Source organism: Desulfovibrio sp. Huiquan2017, assembly GCF_017351175.1.
GTDB lineage: Bacteria > Desulfobacterota > Desulfovibrionia > Desulfovibrionales > Desulfovibrionaceae > Pseudodesulfovibrio.
This window is the reverse complement of the sequence record NZ_JAFMPN010000019.1, coordinates 59,442-79,655: the sequence shown is the minus strand read 5'-3', so window position 1 is coordinate 79,655 and position 20,214 is coordinate 59,442. Positions and strand designations below refer to the sequence as shown.

Sequence of the window (20,214 nt, the reverse complement as noted above, 5' to 3'; positions counted from 1 at the left end):
GGAGAACATCATGACGTTCGTCAGAAACGCCGTCTTCCTGCTGCTCGCCCTGCTCCTGGCCGTCCCGGCCCAGGCCGGGCACCACGACGAAGGCCCGGCCAAACAGGCCGTGGTCCTGGCCGCCTTCGGCACTTCCTATCCCGAAGCGGTCAAATCCATCCTGAACATCAAGGCCAAAGTGGAACAGGCCAACCCCGGCGTGCCTGTGCGGCTGGCCTTCACCTCCAACATCATCCGCAAGATATGGCAGGAGCGCCAGAACGACGCGGCCTGGAAAAAGGCGCACGCCGACATCCCCGAGGAAGTCCTGTACGTCAAGCACCCCCTGGCGACCATCGCGGACCTCCAGAACGACGGCTACCGCGACATCACCGTGCAGTCCCTGCATGTCTTCGCGGGCGAGGAGTTCCACGACCTGATCACCCTGGTCGGCTCTCTCAGGTCCATTCGCACCCTGAAGCCGCGCCATGCGCCCTTTGTCCGGCTGGCTCTGGGCCGCCCGGCTCTGGGCATGCCCGGCGAGGCTCATCCCTATACAGAGGATCTGGCCACTGCGGCCAAGACCTTGAAAGCCGATGTGGACCGTGCCCGCAAGATGGACGCCGCCCTGGTCTACATGGGCCACGGCAACGACTACTTCTCCACCGGCATCTACTCGGAATTCCAGAAGGTCATGCGCGAAACCTACGACTACCCGATCTACATCGGCTGTGTCGAAGGGTTCCCCGCCTTCTCCGACATGGCCGTGGCGCTCAAGCATTCGGGCAAGAAGAACATCCTGCTCAAGCCGTTCATGATCGTGGCCGGCGACCATGCCTCCAACGACATGGCCGGCGACGAGGACGACTCGTGGAAGGTCCAGCTCACCAAGGCCGGATACAAGGTCACCCCGGACCTGACCGGCCTGGGCATGCTCGACGCCTGGGCCGAACTGTACGTGGCCCACGTCAAGGACGCCATGGCCCCGCGCCCGGGCGTGAAATAACCGTATGATCCACGCCGCCTCCCGCACTCCATTGCGCAATGGTCTGATCGTCGGGCTGCTCGCCGCCACGCTGGCCGGGCTGGCCCTGGCCGCCTGCGCCCTGGGGGTCATCCACATCCCGCCGAGCGAGGTCCTGCACGGCCTGGCAAGCGGATTGCGGGGGGCGGCGGACGCCCTGAACTCGACCACGGCGGGCATCCTCCTCGACGTCCGAGTGCCGCGCATCCTGACTTGTCTGGCCGTGGGCTTCGGCCTGGCCATGGCGGGCGCGGTCTTCCAGGGGCTGCTCCTCAACCCCCTGGCCGATCCATTCACCCTGGGCGTATCCTCGGGCGCGGCCTTCGGCGCGGCCCTGGCCCTGCTTCTGGGGCTGAGCTTTTTCGGCCCGGCCACGCTCCTGGCCCTGGCCTTCGCGGGCGCGGTTCTGACGCTGGCGGCCGTCATCGGGCTGGCCGGCCGGGACGGCGAACTCTCCCCGGCCTCGCTCATCCTGGCCGGGGTCATCGTCTCGGCCATTCTCTCGGCGGGCATCAGCTTCATCAAATATCTGGCCGACGAGCGCGTCTCGGTCATCGTCTTCTGGCTCATGGGCAGCTTCGTGGGCCGGACCATGAACGACGCTGCCCTGGCGGGCGCGGCCACCCTGTTCGCCTTTGCGGTCTGCCTCTATTTTGGGCGGGACCTGAACATTATGAGCCTGGGCACGCGCCCGGCGCGCAGCCTGGGCGTGGACACCGGCCGAGTCCGGTTGATCCTGCTGGTTACCGCCTCCCTGGTCAGCGCAGTCTGCGTGGCCGTGAGCGGCGTCATCGGCTTCGTCGGGCTCATCGTGCCCCATCTCATGCGCATGGTCGTGGGCCCGGACAACCGCTGGCTGCTGCCCGCATCCGGCCTGGGCGGGGCCATCCTCCTGCTCGCGGCCGACACCGTGACTCGAGCCCTGTTGCCCCACGAGGTGCCCATCGGCGTGCTCACCGCCCTCATCGGCGGCCCGGTCTTCTGCTGGATATTCAGCCAGTCGCGGAGGCCAGCCCGTGGATAATGCCACCTTCTCGCTCCAGGACCTCGGCTTCGCCTATGGAGACACCCCGGTCCTCCACGGCCTGGCCCTGGACTTCGCGCCCGGCCTGGTGCATGGGGTGGTAGGTCCCAACGGCAGCGGCAAATCCACCCTGCTCCACCTGCTCGCCGGGCACCTTGCGCCCACGGAAGGCGCGGTGCGTCTCAACGGCGAGGACATCTCGGCCTGCCCCCCGGCCCGGCTGGCGCTCCGTTGCGCCCTGGTCTCCCAGGACCAGACCCTGCGGTTCCCCTTCACCGTGGCCGAGACCGTGCTCATGGGGCGGCATCCGCACATCCCCCGGTTCAGCAGGGCCGAGGCCCGCGACCTGGAAATCGTCGAACAAGCCCTGTCCGTCATGGACCTGTTCGACCTGCGCCGCCGGGCGGTGGCCGACCTGTCCGGGGGCGAACGCCAACGCACCGCCGTAGCGCGGGGCCTGGCCCAGGAAACCCCGGCCCTGCTCATGGACGAGCCTACCTCGGCCATGGACATCCGCCACGCCATGACGACCATGGAGGAACTGACCCGGCTGGCCCGGGCGGGCCGCACCGTGGTGGCCGTGCTCCACGACCTGAACCTGGCCGCCCGCTACTGCGACACCATCCTCATGCTGGACAAAGGGACCGTTCACGCCTATGGCAACGTGTCCCGGACGCTTACTCCCGACAACATCTTCGCGGTCTTCGGCGTGCGCGCCGCTGTCCTGGACACCCAATACGGACCGCATATTGCCTATATCCAAGGAACCCGATTTTGAAACGCCTTCTCTTCACCTTCGCCTTCATTCTGCTTTTCTGCTCCACCGCCCAGGCCCGCGCCATCACCGACGACTCGGGCCGGACCATCACCTTCGACAAGCCGTTCACCCGGATCATCTCCCTGTACGGCGCACACACCGAGAACCTCTTCAGCCTCGGCCTGGACGAACAGATCATCGGTGTGTCCACAAGCGAGGACTATCCGGCCGCAGCCCTGTCCAGACCGAGCTTCAACGCCCGCGACGGAGTGGAGAAATTCCTGGCCACCAAGCCGGACCTGATCCTCATCCGGCCCATGCACATGCGCGCCTACGCCGGGCTGTGGAACGCCCTTGCGCGTCACGGCGTGACCGTGGTTTCGCTCCAGCCCGATAGCGTGGAGGCCATGTACGACTACTGGCGCACCCTGGGCAAGCTGACCGGCCGCGACCTCCAGGCCGAATACATGATCGAGGACTTCCGCGAGGGCATAAGCCGCGCCGAAGACCGGCTGGCGACCATCCCCATGGACGAACGGCCCGGCGTGTTCTTCGAGTCCATCCACAGCAAGTCCGCCACCTTCTCCCCCGGCTCCATGCCTCTGTTCGTCCTGGAAAAGGCCGGCGGCACCAACGTGGCCACCGACGCCCGCCCCCGGCACGGCACGAACATCGCGAACTACGGCCTGGAACGCCTGCTGGGCAAGGGCCCCCAAATCGACGTTTATCTGGCCCAACGCGGAACCATGAACGACGTCTCGGTGCGGGACATCGTGAACAGCCCGGCCGCCTCGCGCATCAAGGCGGTCCTGACCCGCAACGTCTTCCTGGTGGACGAACGGCTGGTCTCCCGGCCCACCCTGCGCCTGCTCGAAGGCATCGACATCATATTCCGCTTCCTCCATCCCTAGGCCCGAGTTGACGCACCCGCGCAAAACAGACACAGTCGGCTACCGGCACAAACAGAACGGATATCCATCGTGACCCAAAAAGGCACCCTCTACGGCATCGGAGTCGGCCCCGGCGACCCGGAACTGCTCACCCTCAAGGCCGTGCGCGTCCTCGGACAAGTGGACGTGATCTTTGCCGCCGCCTCCACCAAAAACGACTACTCCACGGCCTATGCAATCGCCCGGCCGCACCTCAAGGACGATGTGAAGATCGTCCGCCTCGGCTTTCCCATGACCACGGATAAGGATGCCCTGGAGGCCGCCTGGTCCGAAAACGCCCGTCTCGTGGCCGAAGTCCTGGACCGAGGCGAGGACGCCGCCTTCCTGACCCTGGGCGACCCCCTGACCTACTCGACCTACGGCTATCTCCAGCGCACGCTGCTGGCCATGAACCCGGACCTCAGGCTCCGGGCCATTCCGGGCATCACCTCCTTCCACGCCGCCGCCGCACGCATCGGCCTGGTCCTGTGCGAATCCAAGGAATCCCTGCTGATCACCTCGGGCGTGGCCGATTCCGCCCGCCTGGAGGAACAGCTCAACTGCGCCGACAACGCGGTCATCCTCAAGGCATACAAGAATTTCGACGAGATCCGCACCCTGCTGACCAAACTCCGCCTGGCCGACACCACGGTCCTGGTCTCCCGCCTGGGCATGGATGAGGAATCCATCCTCATGGACATCAAGGACGCCCCCAGCCAGCCGCATTACTTCTCCCTGGCCCTGGTCAAGAGGAACAAATCGTGAGCACCGCCATCGTCCTGGCCGCCTTCGGCTCCCGCCACAAGAACGCCATGGCCTCGCTGACCCACATCGTGCAACGGGTCAAAGCGGCCTATCCCGACCTGCCCGTGCGCGTGGCCTACACCTCCAAAACCATCCGGGGGCACATGAAAAAGGCGGGCGAAGAGGTGGATTCCGTGGCCGCCGCCCTGGACAAACTGCTCGACGAGGGCGTGACCCACGTGGCCGTCCAATCCCTGCACCTCATTCCCGGCACGGAGTTTCACGAACTCCTGGGCCTGGCCAACGAACGAGTACTCCGCGAGGGCGGCTTCCACCGCGTGGAGGTCGGCTTCCCGCTGGTTGCGGGCGAGGCGGGCATCGACGAAGTGGCCGACGCGGTCCTGACCATCGCCGAACAGGGCAAGGGCGAGAATGACGCCGTGCTGTTCATGGGCCACGGCACCAAACACGACGGCAATGTCTACTACGAGGCCCTGCACCGCGCCTTCCAGAAGCGCGACCGGTCCGTGCACCTGGGGGCCATGGAGGCCGAACCCGGCATCGAAGCGATCATCGAGCGGTTCCGGGCCGACGGCGTGAAAAAGGCGCACCTCCTGCCCTTCCTTTTCGGCGCGGGGTGGCACGCCGCCCGCGACATGGTCGGCGACTCCGCAACGAGCTGGAAGAGCCGCCTCGAACAGGCGGGCATCGAATGCGAGCCCATGCTCAAGGGGACGGGCGAATACGACTGCCTCGTGGACATCTGGTTGAGCCACCTCCACGACGCCCTGCGGCGCATGGACCGCTGCTAGGGGGCCTTCACCCCCACCTCCCTCACTCCTGAGCGGATCGCCGCCGGGCCGCCGACCGCATGTGTTCGGCCATGGCGTCCACGATGCGCGGCCAGACCGGCGTCGGCAGGTCGTGCCCCATCCCCTTGATAATCAGCAACTTCGCGCCCGGTATGAGTTGGGCCGTCTCCCGACCGCCCTCCACGGACATGAAGGGATCCCTGTCGCCGTGGATCACGAGCGTGGGTGCCTGAATCGAGGCGATGGAGGACTTTCGATAGCCGTGGGCCATGACGGCCAGTCCCTGGCGGGCCATGCCCTGCGGATAGTAGGACCGGTCAAACCCCTCGCCCAGGAGTCGCCGCAACCGCTCCTCCTCGAAGGGGAACCCGGGGCTCCACAGCTTCCGCCACATGGTCACTTGGTGCGCGACGAACGCCTCCCGCTCGGCCGGGATCGGCTTGTACACCTCGGCCAGGACGTCGTCCGCAATCTTGGGCAATTCGGGATTACCCGTGCTCGACATGATGGACGTCAGGCTCAGGACGCGGTCCGGATGCCGGTACGCAACGACCTGAGCGATCATGCCCCCGACCGAGGCGCCGCAGATGTGGGCCTTGCCGATGCCCAGGGCGTCGAGCAGGCCCACGGCGTCGTCCGCCATGTCCTCCAGGGTGTAGGCGGGCTCCACGGGCCGACCGGCCATGGCCGCCGCGATATCGGGCTCGCCCGCCTCGTCGAATTTGGTGGACAGGCCGATGTCCCGGTTGTCGAAACGGATCACATGGAATCCCCGTTCCGCCAGCATCCTGCAGAATCCGGACTCCCAGTAGATCATCTGGCTTCCCCCGCCCATAATCAGCAACAACGCGGGCCCCTTGTCGTCGCCGAACGAATCATACTCGATGTCGATGCCATTGGCCTTTATCCGGGACATGAATACCTTCCTTTTTATTGATTCCTTATCGTCTGCAATCCCTACCAGCCTTCACGGCGGCCGCCAAGCGGTTCCCCGCCGTTTACACGGGCACTGCCTTGGGCTAGTCTGCCTCCCTACGGAGAAGACGTGAGCATACTGATACACACTTTCGACGGCGAGCGCTTCGCCCTGGAGCCGCATCCGGGCGACACTCTGGCCCGGACCATCTTTCTCTCCCGGCTGTGGCACGGCGTGCCGCTGTGCTCGGGCCTGGGGAAATGCGGCCTGTGCCGCGTGCGCTTCCTTGCGAACGCACCCGAACCGGGCCGCGAGGAGCTGAAGAAACTCGGCCGGGACAAACTCGACCAGGGGTGGCGGCTGGCCTGCCTGCACCCGTCCGAACCATGCGAGATCGAACTGCCCGAACCGGTACGCAGCCCGCGCGCCGTGCGCGCCCTCAAACAGGCGAACGGCGATTTTGCCCTGGCCGTGGACCTGGGAACCACATCCATCCACTGGACAGCCCTGGTGGACGGAGAGCCCGTGGCCACGGGCCGGGAACTCAATCCGCAGATGGGCATGGGCTCCGAGGTCATGTCCCGACTGGCCGCGGCCGCCGACGCCGAAGGGCGGTTCGTGCTCCGCGCCCTGATCACCGATCACATCACCGAGCTGGCCACGCTCGCCGCGCGCAACCTGGGCGGCCAATGCGTCGGCCTGGCCATATCCGGCAACCCGGCCATGACCTATATCCTGCTCGGCAAAAAGCCAGACGGACTGGCGACCGCGCCCTACGGGCTGTCCTATTCCGGCGGCGACGAGAAACGCCTCGGCGCGGAGTTGCCGCCCGCATACATCCCGCCCCTGCTCGCGCCATTCGTCGGGGCCGACCTGTCCGCCGGGCTGACCGCCGTCGAGTACGGCGGCTCACCGCAATACCCCTTTCTGCTGGCCGACCTGGGCACCAACGGTGAATTCATCCTGGCCCTGTCACCCGAAAAGCGGCTGTGCGCCAGCGTGCCCATGGGCCCGGCCCTGGAAGGTGTGGGGTTGTCCTTCGGACGCACCGCCGGACCGGGGGCCGTCACCGGCTTCCGGCTGACCCCCAAAGGGTTGGAGACTCGCTACTTTGACGACTCGAACGCAGGCCGATCGGGGATGACCGGCACGGGCTACCTGTCCCTGGCCGCCATCCTGCGCACCCACGGCGTGCTGGACGAATCCGGACGGTTCGCCCCGGGGGCCACCCCCCTGGCCGCGAGACTGGCCGAACGGGTGGCGACAGTGGACGGCGAGCCCGCCTTCACTGTCAACGACGCGATCCGCTTTCCGGCCTCGGACGTGGAGGAAATATTGAAGGTCAAGGCGGCCTTCAACCTGGCCGTGTCCGCCCTGCTCGAAGCCGCCGGAATCGGCCCCGGCTCACTCAAGGAAATATATCTGGCCGGGGCGCTGGGCGAACACGTCCCCCCTTCCGACCTGGAGATCCTGGGCTTTATTCCCCCCGGCTGCGCGGCCCGGACCGTCAAGGCGGGCAATACGTCGCTCAGGGGCACGGAACTGTTTTTGACCGACCCGGCGGCGCGAACCTTCGCCGAGGCCCTGCCCGAAGGGTTGACCCGCGTGGATTTGACCGGCGATGCCGATTTCGGCGACCAATTTATCAAGAGGATGCGTTTCCGCTATGTCGATTGACGGCCTGTTTCCCAATTTGACCGAGGACAACTGCGAGCAACTCGCCCGCTTCGTGACTATCCTCAAGGACGTCTGGCCGCTGAAGGGCAAGCACCGCGACCAGCTCAAGTACGACATCCGCGATATGTCGCGCAGCCTGACCAACGAACGGTCCACGCGACGCAAGGAATACATGACGGACGCGAAGTTCCTGTCGCCGTACCTTTACTATTTCCTGCCCTGGAACCTGTTCCGCCTCTCCCGCCTGTTCACCGGCCTGGAGCTGGACATCCCGGAGGACGGCCAAGTGGCCGATCTCGGCACCGGTCCGCTGACCACGGTCCTGGCCCTGTGGATGGCCCGGCCGCACCTGCGCACCCGGCGGCTGTCCTTCACCTGCGTGGACATCGCGCCCAAGAGCATGCAGACGGGCGTAAAGCTCTTCCAGGCCCTGGCGGGCAAGGATTCGCCCTGGCGCATCAAGACGGTCAAGGGCGGATTCACGGAGCACCTCCGCGACAAAGCGGACCTGCTCATGGCCGCCAACGCCTTCAACGAACTGGACTGGTCCGGCCGGGCGACCCGGCCTCAGGCGGAAAAGCTGGCCGCACACATGGTCGGAGCCACCAAGGAGACCGGCCGCATCCTGGTGGTGGAAACCGGCGTACGGCTGGCCGGACGAATCATGGCCGAGATGCGAGCCCAGTTCCTGGAAAAGGGCTGCAAGCCCATCGCGCCCTGCCCGCACGCGGGCGAATGTCCCATGCCCGCCATGGGCCAGGGGCCATGGTGCCACTTCAACTTCTCCACCAAGGGCGCGCCCGACTGGCTGGAAGCCGTGTCCGCCGAGGCGTCCCTGGAAAAGGACAATGTGTCCCTCAACTTCCTCTACTTTTCGCCCGGTGGCGCAGCGCACCGGGGGCTGGTCCGGACCGTGTCCGAACCGTTCAAGCTGCATGGCGGCAAGGGGCAGTATGCCTGCTCCGACCGGGGGCTGACCTTGCTCGAATACGCACCCGGGACCCGGCCCCTGTTCCCGGGCCAAATCTTCGCGCCCGACTGGCCGTCCAACCCCCGGACGGATCTCAAGTCCAAGGCGCTCATCCTCCCCTACAAGGGCCAGAACACGAAATGAAGATCGTCGATCTCGGGCTTATCGGCTACAAAGACGCCGAGACCCTGCAACTTGAGGCCTTGGCAGCCGTGACCGCCGGCGAACGGACGAACACCCTGTTCCTGTTGGAGCACCCCAAGGTCATCACCCTGGGCCGCCAGGGCGGTATCGAGAACCTGCACCTGAACCCGGAGCAATTGGACGCCCACGGCATCGAGCTGGTCCAGACCACGCGCGGCGGGAACATCACCTGCCACTTCCCCGGACAGTTGGTGGCCTACCCCATCTGGCGGGTGGAAAAGCGCCCCGGCGGCATGCGCGAATTCTTCCACGACATGGAACAGGCGGTCATGGACACCTGTGCGCACTTCGGGGTTGAAACCATACGGCGGCCCAAGCACCCCGGCGTCTGGGTGGACGAAACCCGCAAGATATGTTCCATGGGCATCGGCGTGCGCCACTGGGTGACCTACCATGGTCTGGCCCTGAACGTGGCCCGCGACGTCAGCCTGTTCAACGCCATAACCCTGTGCGGCATCCAAGGCGCGGTGCCCACCTCCCTGTCCGCCGAAGCCGGACGGGACATAGACATGGAGGAAGTCAAGGATGTCTTCAAGCGAGCCTTTGCAAAAGCCTTTGCGGATTCCGCCGTGGCTGCGGGTCAAGCTGCCGAGTAACGAGAACTTCTCCAACACCTCGGAGCTCATCGGCGACCTCAACCTGAACACGGTCTGCCAATCCGCCAAATGTCCCAACAAATGGGAGTGTTTCTCCAAGAATGTGGCCACGTTCCTGATCATGGGGGCCATCTGCACGCGCAACTGCGCCTTCTGCAACATCGCCTCCGGGGACATGGAACCGCTGGATCCGACCGAACCGGCCCGCGTGGCCGAGGCCGCAAGACGGCTCGCGCTCAAACACGTAGTCATCACTTCGGTCACCCGCGACGACCTCCCGGACGGCGGGTCCGCGCACTTCGCGGCGACCATCCGGGCCGTACGCGAGGCCATGCCCCGCTGCACCGTGGAAGTCCTCATCCCGGACTTCCAGGGCGACGAGGCGGCGCTCGGAACCGTGCTCGACGCCGGGCCCAACGTGCTCAACCACAACTTGGAGACCGTGCCGGTCCTGTACGGGGACATCCGACCCCAGGCCGACTACCGCCAGTCCCTGACCGTGTTGGAAAACGCCAAGCGCTCACGCCCGGACATCCCGACCAAGTCCGGAATCATGGTCGGCCTGGGCGAAACGGACGAACAAATTCTGACCGTGCTGGACGATCTCGCGGCCATCGACTGCGACATCGTGACCATCGGCCAGTACATGCAGCCCAGCCGCCAACACCCCATGGTCAAGCGATACGTGGAACCCGAGGTCTTCGACCGATATGCCGAGGAAGGCAAAAAACGCGGCATCCGCCACATGTTCAGCGCCCCTCTGGTGCGGTCGAGCTACAATGCGGCGGACTTCGTTTAAACGGCGCGCGAGGGAATGAAACGGCAAGGCCGACGCGATGTTGTCATCGCGTCGGCCTTTTCCTTCCGATTTCCTTTCCCTGACGGCTAAAAGATCCAATCCCGAATGCGCAGGTCGATGCTCGGAATGCCCCGGAAGCGGTCGATCTTGGGGGTGAAGGCAAAGCGCATGGTCTTGCCGTGCACCGCGCGGGTCAGGGTGTCGGCCATACGCCACGCCTTGCCCGGCAGCTTGGTGCCGGTCGTTTCGTCTTCCAGGACGAGCTTGACGTGTTCGCCTTCCCGGCCGAACAGGGCGTGCTCGGCCACGCGTACCGGCTTGGTGGCAAAGACCGGCTCGGGGTTGCCCATGCCGAAGGGCTGGAGCAATTCCAGCTCCTTGAGCAGGGTGTTGTTGATGTTGGAAAATGCCAGTTCGTGATCGAGCTTGAGGGTCGGCGTGAGCGGTTCGGCTCCAAGGGTCTCGATCACGTGGTCGTTGAACCGCTCGCGCAGGACGGCGAGATTCTCGGGCTTGAGAGAAAGCCCGGCGGCCTGGGCGTGGCCGCCGAACCCCGCAAGCACATCGGCCACCGAGGCCAGCCCGTCATGAAGATTGAACTCTGGTATGCTCCGGCCCGAGCCCTTGAGCAGTCCTTCGGGGCCGTCGGGCGCACAAAGCAGCATTGTGGGGCGGTAGTATTTTTCCGCCACGCGCGAGGCCACGATGCCGATGATGCCCGGATGCCAGTGATCCGCGAACAGGACCAGTCCGGCCATACGGCGCATGGTTTCGGCCTGGGCCAGGGCCTCGTCCGCGATCTCCTGCTCCTGGCGGCGGCGCTCCATGTTGATGGCGTCGAGTTCCTCGGCAATGGGCATGGCCGTGTCGAAATCCTTGGCCAGCAGCAGGTTGAGCGCCTTTTCCGGGTCGCCCATGCGTCCGGCCGCATTGATCCTCGGAGCCAGATGGAAGCCGATTTGCCCCGCCCCCAGCTCTGCCTGGCGGGCATAGTCGCTGACCACTTTCAGCGCCGCCATGCCGGGCCGCCGGGCTTCCTTGATGACCAGCAGACCGTTCTTGACCAGGATACGATTCTGGCCGGTCAGCCGGACGATGTCCGCAATAGTTCCCAGCGCCACCAAGTCGAGAAGCGGGCGCACATCCACGGGCTCGCCGGGCAACAGCCGGTTCAGGGCGACCACGAGCATGAAAGCCACGCCCACCCCGGCCAAGTCGTCGCACGACCCGCCCTCTCCGAGGCGCGGATCGCACACGGCATGGGCTTCGGGCAGGGTCTCGCCGGGCAGGTGATGGTCCGTGACCACCACGGTCATGCCCAGTTCGCGGGCGCGGGCCACGGGCGCGAGGTCCGAGATACCGCAGTCCACGGTCAAAAGCAGGGTCGCCCCCTGGGCGTGAAGTGCCTCCACGCCGGGCACGTTCATGCCGTACCCTTCCTCCATGCGGTTGGGCAGGTGGTGCAGGACCTCCCGGCCGCGCAGGGCGAAGAATTCCTTGATGACCGCCGTGGCCGTAATGCCGTCCACGTCATAATCGCCCCAGACCGCGAGCTGGCGGCCCTCGTCCAGTCCCCGGGCGATGGTCTCGGCGGCCTCGGTCAGGCCGGGCACCTCGGCCGGGTTGGCCATATGCCGGAGCAGCGGACTCAAAAAGCGATCCATTTCGCCCACGTCGGTCAACCCCCGGTTCCAGAGGATTTCCACAATGAGCGGTGATACGTTCAGTTCCTCGGCCATGGCCGATGCCGACGACGGCGCGGTCCCCTCGTTGCGGGGTTTCCAGATGCAAGGCAAGATGATGATCCCGTGTGGTCAGGAGAGTATGTTCACGAATTGTTCGATGTCGTCCGAGTCAACCAACTCCTCGGCGACTTCCATAAGGTCGTCCATGTCCACGTCCACGGCCTGGCAAAGCTCGTCCACCCGCTCCCCGTAACGCCCGTCCGGGTCGTCCACGGCATGGACCACGCTGTCGGCCAGGCTGATGACGTTGGCCTCGCTGGAGAATTCCGGCGACAGGTCCGGCGAATGGTGCCAGTTAACCGGTTCCACCAGTGCGGCGGGCAGATCCCAGGAGCGCAACACGAGCGCGCCGATGACTGCGTGGTCAAGGCTCCAGTATTTTTCCTCCGCGTCACTGTCCGCCAGTTCCTCGCTCTCGGCCAGCTCACGGATGGCGGCCCAGTCCTCGGGCCGTTTCAAGGCCATGACCAACTTGCCGAAATCATGGAGCAACCCGGAAGTGAACAGATTTTCCGGCTTGCCCACGTCGGTCATGTCGGACAGTTCCTTGGCCACCATGGCCACCATGAACTGATGGGTCCAGTAGCGGCCGAGGTCAAAATCCTCGGGCATGGGATAACGCTTGGTCAGGCCGTCCACGCCGAGCGCCAGGACGATGTTGCGGATTTCGGCCATGCCCAGAACAGCGGCCGCGCGCGGCACGGACAAGACTGCGGCCTGGAGCCCGTAATAGGCGGAATTGGCCAGCTTCAGGATACGGGCGGTCAGCCCCTGATCCCGGCTCAGGGTTTCTCCCACGTCCTCCATGGAGGCCAGGGAGCCGTTGCCCGTCTGGATAAACAGCCGGCTCAAAACCTCGGGCGAGAATGGCAGGTCCTCGCGCATGAGCGGCAGTTCCTGAAGAAAACCCTGGATCTTGTCCTGATTCATGAACACTCCTGCCCCGAGCCGACCGGCGACTCACCGGACGCCTCAATCCAGCTTGATAGGCGCGGCCGGGACCGGCTTTTCCCCGTCCGCCGCTTTGGCATCACTCCTGGTGCGCGCGGCGGGCTTGGCCTCCCGCACGTCCGCGCCCTCGTCCTTGGACACGTATCCCTTTTCCTTGAGAAAGGCCCAAAATTTAAGACTCGCTTCAAGGTTCGGATTCAGCTCCAGGCTCTTGAGCAGATATTTCTTGCACCCCTCGATGTTCCCCTTCTCGAAGTAGCAGCGGGCGATGTTGTGGAACAGATGCTCGTCGTTCTGGACCAGTTGCTCGGCCCGAAGGTAATACTGCAGGGCCTGATCGTACATCCTGTTCTTGCGCATGTTGATGCCGAAATCGTTGAACAGGTGTTTATGCTCGGGGGCGAAGGCCGCTTCAAGCCCCACCAGTCGCTCGAAAATGTCGTTGGCCTTGGTCTGGTCGCCCCGGTCGAGGTAGGTCAGCCCCAGGCCGAAATTGGCACGGACGTTATCCTCGTCAATGGCCATGGCCTGCTGGTATTCGAACTCGGCGGAATAGGCCGCGCCGCGTTCGCGATGCTTTTCGCCGCGCACGATGGCCCCGTCCATCTCCTTGATGGCCGGGTAGACCGTGGAGACGTAGAATTCCGGCTCGGGATTAAACTTGGTCAGGAAATCATCGCGCGGAATACTGCGCTTGGGGCCGGACGGCACGTAGTTGCGGTTCAGGGGCTGGACGGAAATTTCGCCGGTGTCGAGTTCCTCGGCGTCCCAGTAAGTCTTCTGGATCGTCTTGCGCTGCGTGGTCCCCGTGCCGACCTTGGCCACGGTCTGTGTGGAGAAGACCCCCATGATCTTCTCCGCTCCATCCCGGACTATCTCGTGCCGAGATTCGGCACCCTGCTCCTGTTCGGCCATCCAACGCTCCTATTGAGCCCGGTCCATCTCCTCGATGATCGCCCGGGCCACTGCTTCGGGCCGTTCGGCCCTTGTCACCGGCCTACCCACCACCAGAAAGTCCGACCCGTTGCGAACCGCGTCCCCCGGAGTAACCACCCGCCGCTGATCACCGGCCTCGGCTGAAGCCGGGCGAATACCGGGGGTCAGGCAGGCGAACGAACTCCCGCAAGCCGCTTTGATCCGCTCCACCTCCAGGCCGGAGCAGACCACTCCATTTAAGCCATATTGCTTGGCTTTCACAGCCAGGTCAAGGACCATCTCCGAGGGTTCGGGAGCGCCCTCCACGGGCAGGTCGCCCGCCGCCATGCTGGTCAGCATGGTCACGGCCAGAACCAGGGGCGGCGTCTGCCCGGAGACCACGCCCTCGGCGCATCCGTCCATGGCCGCCCTGGCCATGCGTTCGCCGCCCAAGGCGTGGATGCTGACCATGTCCACGCCCAGGCTCGCCGCCGAACGCACCGCGCCCTGTACCGTATTGGGGATGTCGAAGAATTTCAGATCCAAAAAGATCTTGAAGCCCAACTCCTTGAGTCCGCAGATGACCCGGGGCCCCTCGGCCGTGAACAGTTCCAGGCCGACCTTCATCCACGGGACCACGCCCCGCAGAGTACGAGCCATGTCCAGCGCCTGCCCGGCGTCTCTAAAATCCAGTGCAACAACGAGTTCAGCCATCGTTTTCCCACGTCCTCATAATGTTGTCCAGAATGCCGGGGCGCAGCGACGGCTTGCACTTCCCGGCCAGATAGACAGCCTTGAGCTCACTGTAGGCCTCGTTCAGATCGTCGTTGACCACCCAGTAATCGAACCACTCGGCCTGGGCCAGTTCGCCAGAGGCATTGGCCAGCCTTTTCGCGATGGACTCCTCGGAGTCGGTGCCGCGCCCCTTGAGACGGCGGACCAGTTCCTCGCGGGACGGCGGAAGCAGAAAGACGAAGGTACCCTTGTAAAAGGTCTTCCTGAGCTGCTTGGCACCCTGGACATCGATGTCGAAGAGCACATCCCGCCCCCGGTGCAGCATCTCCTCCACCGGCTTGGTGGCCGTGCCGTAGAAGTTGCCGTGGACCTCGGCCCATTCGCAGAAAGCTCCCCTGCTGCGCATGGCCACGAAGGTATCGCGGGACACGAAGTGGTATTCCCGGCCGTCCTGTTCCGTGCCGCGCGGGGCGCGGGTGGTGTAGGAAATGGAAAAGCCGAAGTCCGGGTATTCCTCGCGCAACATGGCGATGAGCGTGCTCTTGCCCGTGCCGCTGGGGGCGCAGACCACCAGGACCTGCCCCAGCCGGAACGTATGATCGTCAAAGGTCACCTATTCCCCCTCGTCCGCGCTGAACCGCTGCCCGATGGTCTCGGCCTGAATGGCGGACAAGACAACGTGGTTGGAGTCGGTGACGATGATCGCCCGAGTCTTGCGACCCTGGGTCGCGTCAATAAGCCGCCCGTCTGCGCGGGCGTCCTCGCGCAGACGCCGCATGGGCGCACTGGATGGATTGACGATGGAAATAACCCGGTCAAGCACCACGAAATTGCCGAAACCGACGTTGAGTAATCCCTGTTTCTGCATGCGCACCTACTCGATGTTTTGCACCTGTTCGCGGCAGCGTTCCAGCTCCGCCTTGAAATCCACCACCAACCGGCTGACCTCGGTGTCCTGGGCCTTGTTGCCGCAGGTGTTGATCTCGCGGAAGGTCTCCTGAACCAGGAAATCGAGCTTCTTGCCCACGTCGTCCTTCTCTGCAAGGACTTCGGACAGCCGTTCCAGATGAGCGTCCAGACGGGTCAATTCCTCGGACACGTCGAGCTTGTCCGTAAGGTAGGCCACCTCCTGGAGCATGCGGTCCTCGGAAAATTCGACGTTGGCCGAGTCCAGCATGTCGGTGATGCGCTGCCGCAGCCCGGCCTTCTTGGCCTCCAAAATCTCCGGAACGCGCTCGCGGACCTTGTCCGCCAGCTCCCGCAAGGTGATCATGCGGGCCTTCAGATCGGCCACCAGGGCCTCGCCTTCCCGGGCGCGGGCATCCACCCAGTTCTTGAGCGCCGCTTCCAGGCCCTTGTTCAGGCTTTCGGCCAGCCCTGGATCGGGCTCGTTGGAGTTGTCGCGCCACAGGTTCGGCATGGCCAGGAGCCGATTATAATCCGGGTTGAAGATCTCGCCCCGGGCCTCGGCCAGCTTCTCCATCTGGCTGATCATGGCCGTAGCCATGGTTTCGTTGAAGGACACGCCGAGCACTCCGGCGTCCAGAACCTCAAGGTTCAGGGAAACGTCCACCCGGCCGCGCGAGGCGTAGGTGCGCACGATGCGCTCCCAGCCGTTCTCCAGGGAACGCAGGGAGCTGGGCATGCGCCATTTGACGTCCAAAAACCTGCCGTTGACGCTCTTGATCTCCCAGACGTGCGTCCAGGCGTGTTCATTGGTCTCGAACCGGCCAAAGCCGGTCATGCTAACTGGCATATATCTTTCCTTATGGTTGGGAGCCGCGTATTGCGCGAAAACGTCACGTTTGCGGCTTGCTGAGCTTGTTTTTATACGACAGGCGCAGCTTTGTCAGCCGCGTTTTCATGGCCTCGCCCGCGTAATCCGGGAAGGTCCAGGGAAAATCCACCCACCGCTTGCGCTGCCACATGAGGGTCAAGTCCGCCCAGATGCCGTCCTTGAGATAAACGCGGTGGGAAAAATTCTTGCCCGTGGCCAGGACCAGGGATTGCAGGGTCAGGAAGCCCGGGTCCAGGTTGAACAGCCGCCGCCCGTCCTGGGCGAAGCGCTGCTCCACCGCGTTGGTCCACAGCTTGATGTCGGCCAAATCACCGAGCGGGCGCAGTTCCTCGAAGGCGACGAGCCGCCGGGTGATGGGAGTCCCCAGTTCCTCGTCGTAATATTCGGTCTCGACGAAGGGAAACGGCTCCGAGGCCGAGAACGGGCCGAACCGCTGTTCAAGCTCCGCGCTCACCCCGGGCCAGAACGCGGACCAATCCGCGCTCAGCACGGAGATGACCAGCATCCCCGGATCGGGTGTCCTGGGCGTGCTCATGCCACCGCCTCCAAGGGCTCGACCACGACCACGCCCTTGTCCACGCGCACGGGGCGCGCCCGGGCCAGAGAACGCGGGGGGACGCCCGGCGATTCCTCGAAGCGGCAGGCCGCGTAATACTCGGACACCCCGCGCCCGCGCGCATCCTGAACCAGAACGTCGAGATGCGGCAGGGTCAGGAGCCGTTGCAGAAAGGTCGTCTTTTTTCGGCCGACCAGCTTGCGCAGTCGGGCCGCGCGCTCCTTGCGCACCGCCACGTCAACCGCGCCGGGCAGGTCCGCCGCGCGAGTGCCGGGACGTTCGGAATAAGGAAAGACATGGCCGTAGGTCAGCGGCAGGGCCCGGCACAATTCCAGGGTATGCTCGAACTGGGACTCGGTCTCGCCCGGGAACCCGGTGATCAAGTCCGCCCCCAATCCCATGACCGGCCAACGGGGCTTCAGCCGCTCCATGAAGTCCACGGCGGATTGCGGCGAATAATGGCCGCGCCCCATGGCCTTGAGCACATCCGAGTCGCCGCTTTGCAGGGACAGGTGCAGTTGCGGGCAGACCAGTCGGGACGCGCCGAGCACGTCGAGCGCCTTGTCGGTCAACTGCCCCGGCTCCACGGAGGAGATGCGCAGACGCGCCCGCCCGGCCCAGTCCAGGGCGAACGTCTTCTCCAAGCGGGCCACCAGGTCCCAGAAGTCCGGCTTGCCGGGGAGATCTCGCCCGAAATGGCGCAGGTTGATGCCGCTCAGGATGAATTCGCGGAATCCCGCCCCGAGCAGCCGGGACACCTCGGCCTCCACCTCGGCCATGTCGCGGCTCACGGATCGGCCGCGCGTCAGGGGCACGATGCAGTAGGTGCAGAAATGGGAACAGCCGTCCTGGACCTTGACCACGGCCCGGGCCCGACCGTAGCCGGTGATGGAAAAGGGCGCGAATCCCGGTTTTTCCCCGTCGAGCCCCGATTCCTCCCCGCCCGCCTCGGGGCCGTCCAGCAGCCGGGCCTTGTCCGCCTGGGCCACCACCCGGATCACGCCGGGAAGCTGCACCAGTTCGTCGGGCAGGACTTGGGCCGCGCACCCGGTGATGATGATCCCGGCCTCGGGGTTGTCGCGGTGAAAGCGACGCACGGCCTGGCGCAGATCGGCCACGGCATTGGCGGTCACGGCGCAGGAATTGACCAGGATGAGGTCCGCCTCGCGCGGGTCCGCCACCTCAACGGCCGACCGCCCGGTCCAGGCCTCGGCAATGGAGCGCGTCTCGTACTGGTTGATCTTGCAGCCCAGGGTGGCGGTATGGAAGGTTGTCATGCTAGGATTCGCCTGTCCGATTTATAAAAAATTTCATACAGCATAGCCGAGGAGTCCCCCATGAAGCAAACCACTGCCGTTCCCCGCCGATCCGGCACCGCGCCCCGCCCTCCGGCCCGACTGTCGGCCGTCCTGCTCGTCACCCTGCTGGCCTCCCTGTTGCCGACGGCCTGCGTGGGCACCTCCCTCGGCGTGGGCGTGGGCACGGGCGGCACCCGGGTGGGCGTCGGCGTGGGAACGGGCTCGACCTCGGTAGGCGTGGGCGTTGGCGGGTTCGGCATCGCCCTGAACAGTTCCGGCGACTTCCTGAACAATGGCCCGAACGAGGCCTATCTCAACAACAAGGCCGGAATCAAGCAATTGAACGACGGAAATTTCGAAGCGGCCCGAAAAATCTTCACCGACACTCTCGAAAAATACCCGGACCTGCCCGACTCTACCTACTATCTCGGCCTCACGCTCATCTATCTGGACCAGCGCGAAACGGGGTTCGGACTGCTCAAAACCTATCGGGAACCCCTTTATTACCGGGCCACCAGCGCGGTGCAACGCATGGCCGCCTATCTGGAGAAAAAGCCGGAACTGACCGCCGAGGAAATCCACAAGGCCATGAACAGGGAACGGCGCGACGGATTCAACCGGGATCTTGATGAACGGCTGGAACGCAACCGCGACTGGTAGCTACAGGGCTTCCTCGATGATCCCGCCGCCGAGCACGGTTCCGGCGTCGTCAAAGACCGCGGCCACCTGGCCGGGCGTGGGCCGGGTGTGCGGTTCCAGAAAATCGAAATACAGCCGCCCTCCGGTCAGCCGCACCGAGGCGGGCTTGGCCTTCTGCCGGTAGCGGGTCTGGACCAGCACGGTCTCGGGCCAGGACTCCGCCGGGCACATGAGATTGACCTGCCCGGCCACGCATCCCCTGGCGGCCAGATGCTCCCGGGGGCCCACTATCAGGGTATTCGCGGACACATCCTTGTCCAGGACGTAGAGCGGCTCGGACCAGGCTATACCCAGACCGCGCCGCTGGCCCTGGGTGTGCCGCCACAACCCCCGGTGCGCGCCGATGACCCGTCCGTCCGGGAGGGCTGTCGGGCCCGGACCGGGCATATCGCAGCGCGCGGTCAAAAAGTGCTGGTAGTCATCGTCCGGCACGAAGCAGATCTCCTGGCTCTCGGACGGCAGCGGCGGGGTCAATCCGTGGGCCTTGAGCATGGCTGGCACGTCCCGCTTGAACGTCCCGGCCAGAGGAAACTCGGCCAGGCGCAGCTTTTCCACCGGAACCATGGACAGGAAATAGCTCTGGTCCTTGGCCGCGTCCTCGCCGCGCACCAGCATGCGCCCCTGCTCCCGGTCCCGCATGCTGACATAATGCCCCGTGGCCAGCCGGTCCGCCCCGAGGTTGCGGGCCGCGTCGAAAAGCACCCCGAACTTCATGCGCGGGTTGCACATGGCGCACGGATTGGGCGTCAGCCCGGCCTTGTACTCGGCCACAAACGGTTTGATCACCCGGTCGTCGAAGGATTCGTGCAGGTCGAGGGCATGGAAGGGCACGCCCAGGATATCGCAGACCTCGGTCAGACCCCGGGCCACCCGCTCCCAGCCGGGATTCGGCGGCAGGAAATGGCCGTGCACGGCCATGAGCGACTCACCCCGCTCCTTGAGCAGGGTGAGCGCGAGCAGGCTGTCCATGCCGCCCGACACGGCCACGGCTATGGTCATGAGACATACCCCCGGTTCATCATGTGCGGCATCCTACGAAACCGGGGAGGAAATGGAAAGATATTATAATATGGTGGTATCCCGGGA

The 20,214-nt window shown here is 65.0% G+C and carries 22 protein-coding genes; 11 read left to right on the top strand and 11 right to left on the bottom strand.

Annotated elements, in window-relative coordinates; all coding sequences use genetic code 11:
• The first annotated feature begins 10 nt into the window (after window positions 1–10).
• From J0909_RS16020 to J0909_RS15995, 6 genes are all read left to right on the top strand, one after another.
• Window positions 11–985 carry a sirohydrochlorin cobaltochelatase gene (locus tag J0909_RS16020; protein ID WP_207264388.1) on the top strand — a complete coding sequence of 325 codons (975 nt, stop codon included), beginning with the start codon at window positions 11–13 and terminating at the stop codon, window positions 983–985.
• Window positions 986–989: 4 nt separating this feature from the next.
• Entirely contained in the window at window positions 990–2,027 is a 1,038-nt protein-coding gene (locus tag J0909_RS16015) for a FecCD family ABC transporter permease (protein WP_207264387.1), read from the top strand.
• Window positions 2,020–2,805, top strand: coding sequence for an ABC transporter ATP-binding protein (locus J0909_RS16010; RefSeq protein WP_207264386.1), 786 nt, complete (start codon window positions 2,020–2,022; stop codon window positions 2,803–2,805). Before J0909_RS16015 ends, J0909_RS16010 begins: the two co-directional genes overlap by 8 nt.
• Window positions 2,802–3,695 (top strand): ABC transporter substrate-binding protein, encoded by an 894-nt coding sequence (locus tag J0909_RS16005; protein WP_207264384.1) that lies wholly within the window; start codon window positions 2,802–2,804, stop codon window positions 3,693–3,695. The genes J0909_RS16010 and J0909_RS16005 overlap by 4 nt, the downstream gene beginning before the upstream one ends.
• 69 nt (window positions 3,696–3,764) lie before the next feature.
• Window positions 3,765–4,478 (top strand): precorrin-2 C(20)-methyltransferase, encoded by a 714-nt coding sequence (cobI, locus tag J0909_RS16000; protein WP_207264382.1) that lies wholly within the window; start codon window positions 3,765–3,767, stop codon window positions 4,476–4,478.
• Window positions 4,475–5,269 (top strand): sirohydrochlorin cobaltochelatase, encoded by a 795-nt coding sequence (locus J0909_RS15995; protein ID WP_207264380.1) that lies wholly within the window; start codon window positions 4,475–4,477, stop codon window positions 5,267–5,269. The genes cobI and J0909_RS15995 overlap by 4 nt, the downstream gene beginning before the upstream one ends.
• Window positions 5,270–5,291: 22 nt before the next feature.
• Here J0909_RS15995 and J0909_RS15990 read toward each other — a convergent pair whose 3' ends face one another.
• Complete coding sequence (locus J0909_RS15990) at window positions 5,292–6,185, bottom strand: alpha/beta fold hydrolase (protein WP_207264378.1); 894 nt, start codon at window positions 6,183–6,185, stop codon at window positions 5,292–5,294.
• Between the two features lie 129 nt (window positions 6,186–6,314).
• On the opposite strand from J0909_RS15990, the gene J0909_RS15985 reads away from it, so the two are divergent.
• From J0909_RS15985 to lipA, 4 genes are read left to right on the top strand one after another with little or no spacing between them, the layout of a single operon-like run.
• A complete protein-coding gene (locus tag J0909_RS15985; protein WP_207264376.1) occupies window positions 6,315–7,862 on the top strand; it encodes an ASKHA domain-containing protein in 1,548 nt (515 codons plus the stop codon).
• Window positions 7,852–8,976 carry a small ribosomal subunit Rsm22 family protein gene (locus J0909_RS15980; protein WP_207264374.1) on the top strand — a complete coding sequence of 375 codons (1,125 nt, stop codon included), beginning with the start codon at window positions 7,852–7,854 and terminating at the stop codon, window positions 8,974–8,976. Before J0909_RS15985 ends, J0909_RS15980 begins: the two co-directional genes overlap by 11 nt.
• Entirely contained in the window at window positions 8,973–9,632 is a 660-nt protein-coding gene (gene lipB, locus J0909_RS15975) for a lipoyl(octanoyl) transferase LipB (protein WP_207264372.1), read from the top strand. The genes J0909_RS15980 and lipB overlap by 4 nt, the downstream gene beginning before the upstream one ends.
• The gene (lipA, locus tag J0909_RS15970; RefSeq protein WP_207264370.1) at window positions 9,562–10,431 is read left to right on the top strand and encodes a lipoyl synthase; all 870 of its coding nucleotides are present in this window, start codon (window positions 9,562–9,564) and stop codon (window positions 10,429–10,431) included. Before lipB ends, lipA begins: the two co-directional genes overlap by 71 nt.
• 86 nt (window positions 10,432–10,517) lie before the next feature.
• On the opposite strand, the gene recJ is transcribed toward lipA, so the two are convergent.
• The 9 genes from recJ to J0909_RS15925 are packed head-to-tail and all read right to left on the bottom strand — an operon-like array spanning window position 10,518 to window position 18,408.
• On the bottom strand, window positions 10,518–12,227 hold the full coding sequence (gene recJ / locus J0909_RS15965; protein WP_207264368.1) for a single-stranded-DNA-specific exonuclease RecJ: 1,710 nt from the start codon (window positions 12,225–12,227) through the stop codon (window positions 10,518–10,520).
• Between the two features lie 18 nt (window positions 12,228–12,245).
• A complete protein-coding gene (locus tag J0909_RS15960) occupies window positions 12,246–13,106 on the bottom strand; it encodes an HDOD domain-containing protein (protein ID WP_207264366.1) in 861 nt (286 codons plus the stop codon).
• Between the two features lie 42 nt (window positions 13,107–13,148).
• A complete protein-coding gene (locus J0909_RS15955; RefSeq protein ID WP_207264364.1) occupies window positions 13,149–14,042 on the bottom strand; it encodes a tetratricopeptide repeat protein in 894 nt (297 codons plus the stop codon).
• Window positions 14,043–14,051: 9 nt separating this feature from the next.
• Window positions 14,052–14,756 (bottom strand): orotidine-5'-phosphate decarboxylase, encoded by a 705-nt coding sequence (gene pyrF / locus J0909_RS15950; RefSeq protein ID WP_207264362.1) that lies wholly within the window; start codon window positions 14,754–14,756, stop codon window positions 14,052–14,054.
• Window positions 14,749–15,390, bottom strand: a complete 642-nt coding sequence (gene gmk / locus J0909_RS15945; protein WP_207264360.1) for a guanylate kinase — start codon at window positions 15,388–15,390, stop codon at window positions 14,749–14,751. Before gmk ends, pyrF begins: the two co-directional genes overlap by 8 nt.
• A complete protein-coding gene (locus J0909_RS15940; protein WP_207264358.1) occupies window positions 15,391–15,645 on the bottom strand; it encodes a DUF370 domain-containing protein in 255 nt (84 codons plus the stop codon).
• 6 nt (window positions 15,646–15,651) lie between these two features.
• Window positions 15,652–16,533, bottom strand: a complete 882-nt coding sequence (locus tag J0909_RS15935; RefSeq protein WP_207264357.1) for a YicC/YloC family endoribonuclease — start codon at window positions 16,531–16,533, stop codon at window positions 15,652–15,654.
• Window positions 16,534–16,576: 43 nt separating this feature from the next.
• Window positions 16,577–17,110 (bottom strand): DUF4416 family protein, encoded by a 534-nt coding sequence (locus tag J0909_RS15930; RefSeq protein WP_207264356.1) that lies wholly within the window; start codon window positions 17,108–17,110, stop codon window positions 16,577–16,579.
• Window positions 17,107–18,408 (bottom strand): MiaB/RimO family radical SAM methylthiotransferase, encoded by a 1,302-nt coding sequence (locus J0909_RS15925; RefSeq protein ID WP_207264355.1) that lies wholly within the window; start codon window positions 18,406–18,408, stop codon window positions 17,107–17,109. Before J0909_RS15925 ends, J0909_RS15930 begins: the two co-directional genes overlap by 4 nt.
• A gap of 60 nt (window positions 18,409–18,468) precedes the next feature.
• Between J0909_RS15925 and J0909_RS15920 the strand changes: the two genes are divergently transcribed.
• Window positions 18,469–19,089, top strand: coding sequence for a tetratricopeptide repeat protein (locus J0909_RS15920; protein ID WP_207264354.1), 621 nt, complete (start codon window positions 18,469–18,471; stop codon window positions 19,087–19,089).
• Here the strand turns inward: J0909_RS15920 and mnmA are convergent, their stop codons facing one another.
• Window positions 19,090–20,127 carry a tRNA 2-thiouridine(34) synthase MnmA gene (mnmA, locus tag J0909_RS15915; protein ID WP_207264353.1) on the bottom strand — a complete coding sequence of 346 codons (1,038 nt, stop codon included), beginning with the start codon at window positions 20,125–20,127 and terminating at the stop codon, window positions 19,090–19,092.
• Window positions 20,128–20,214 lie beyond the last annotated feature (87 nt).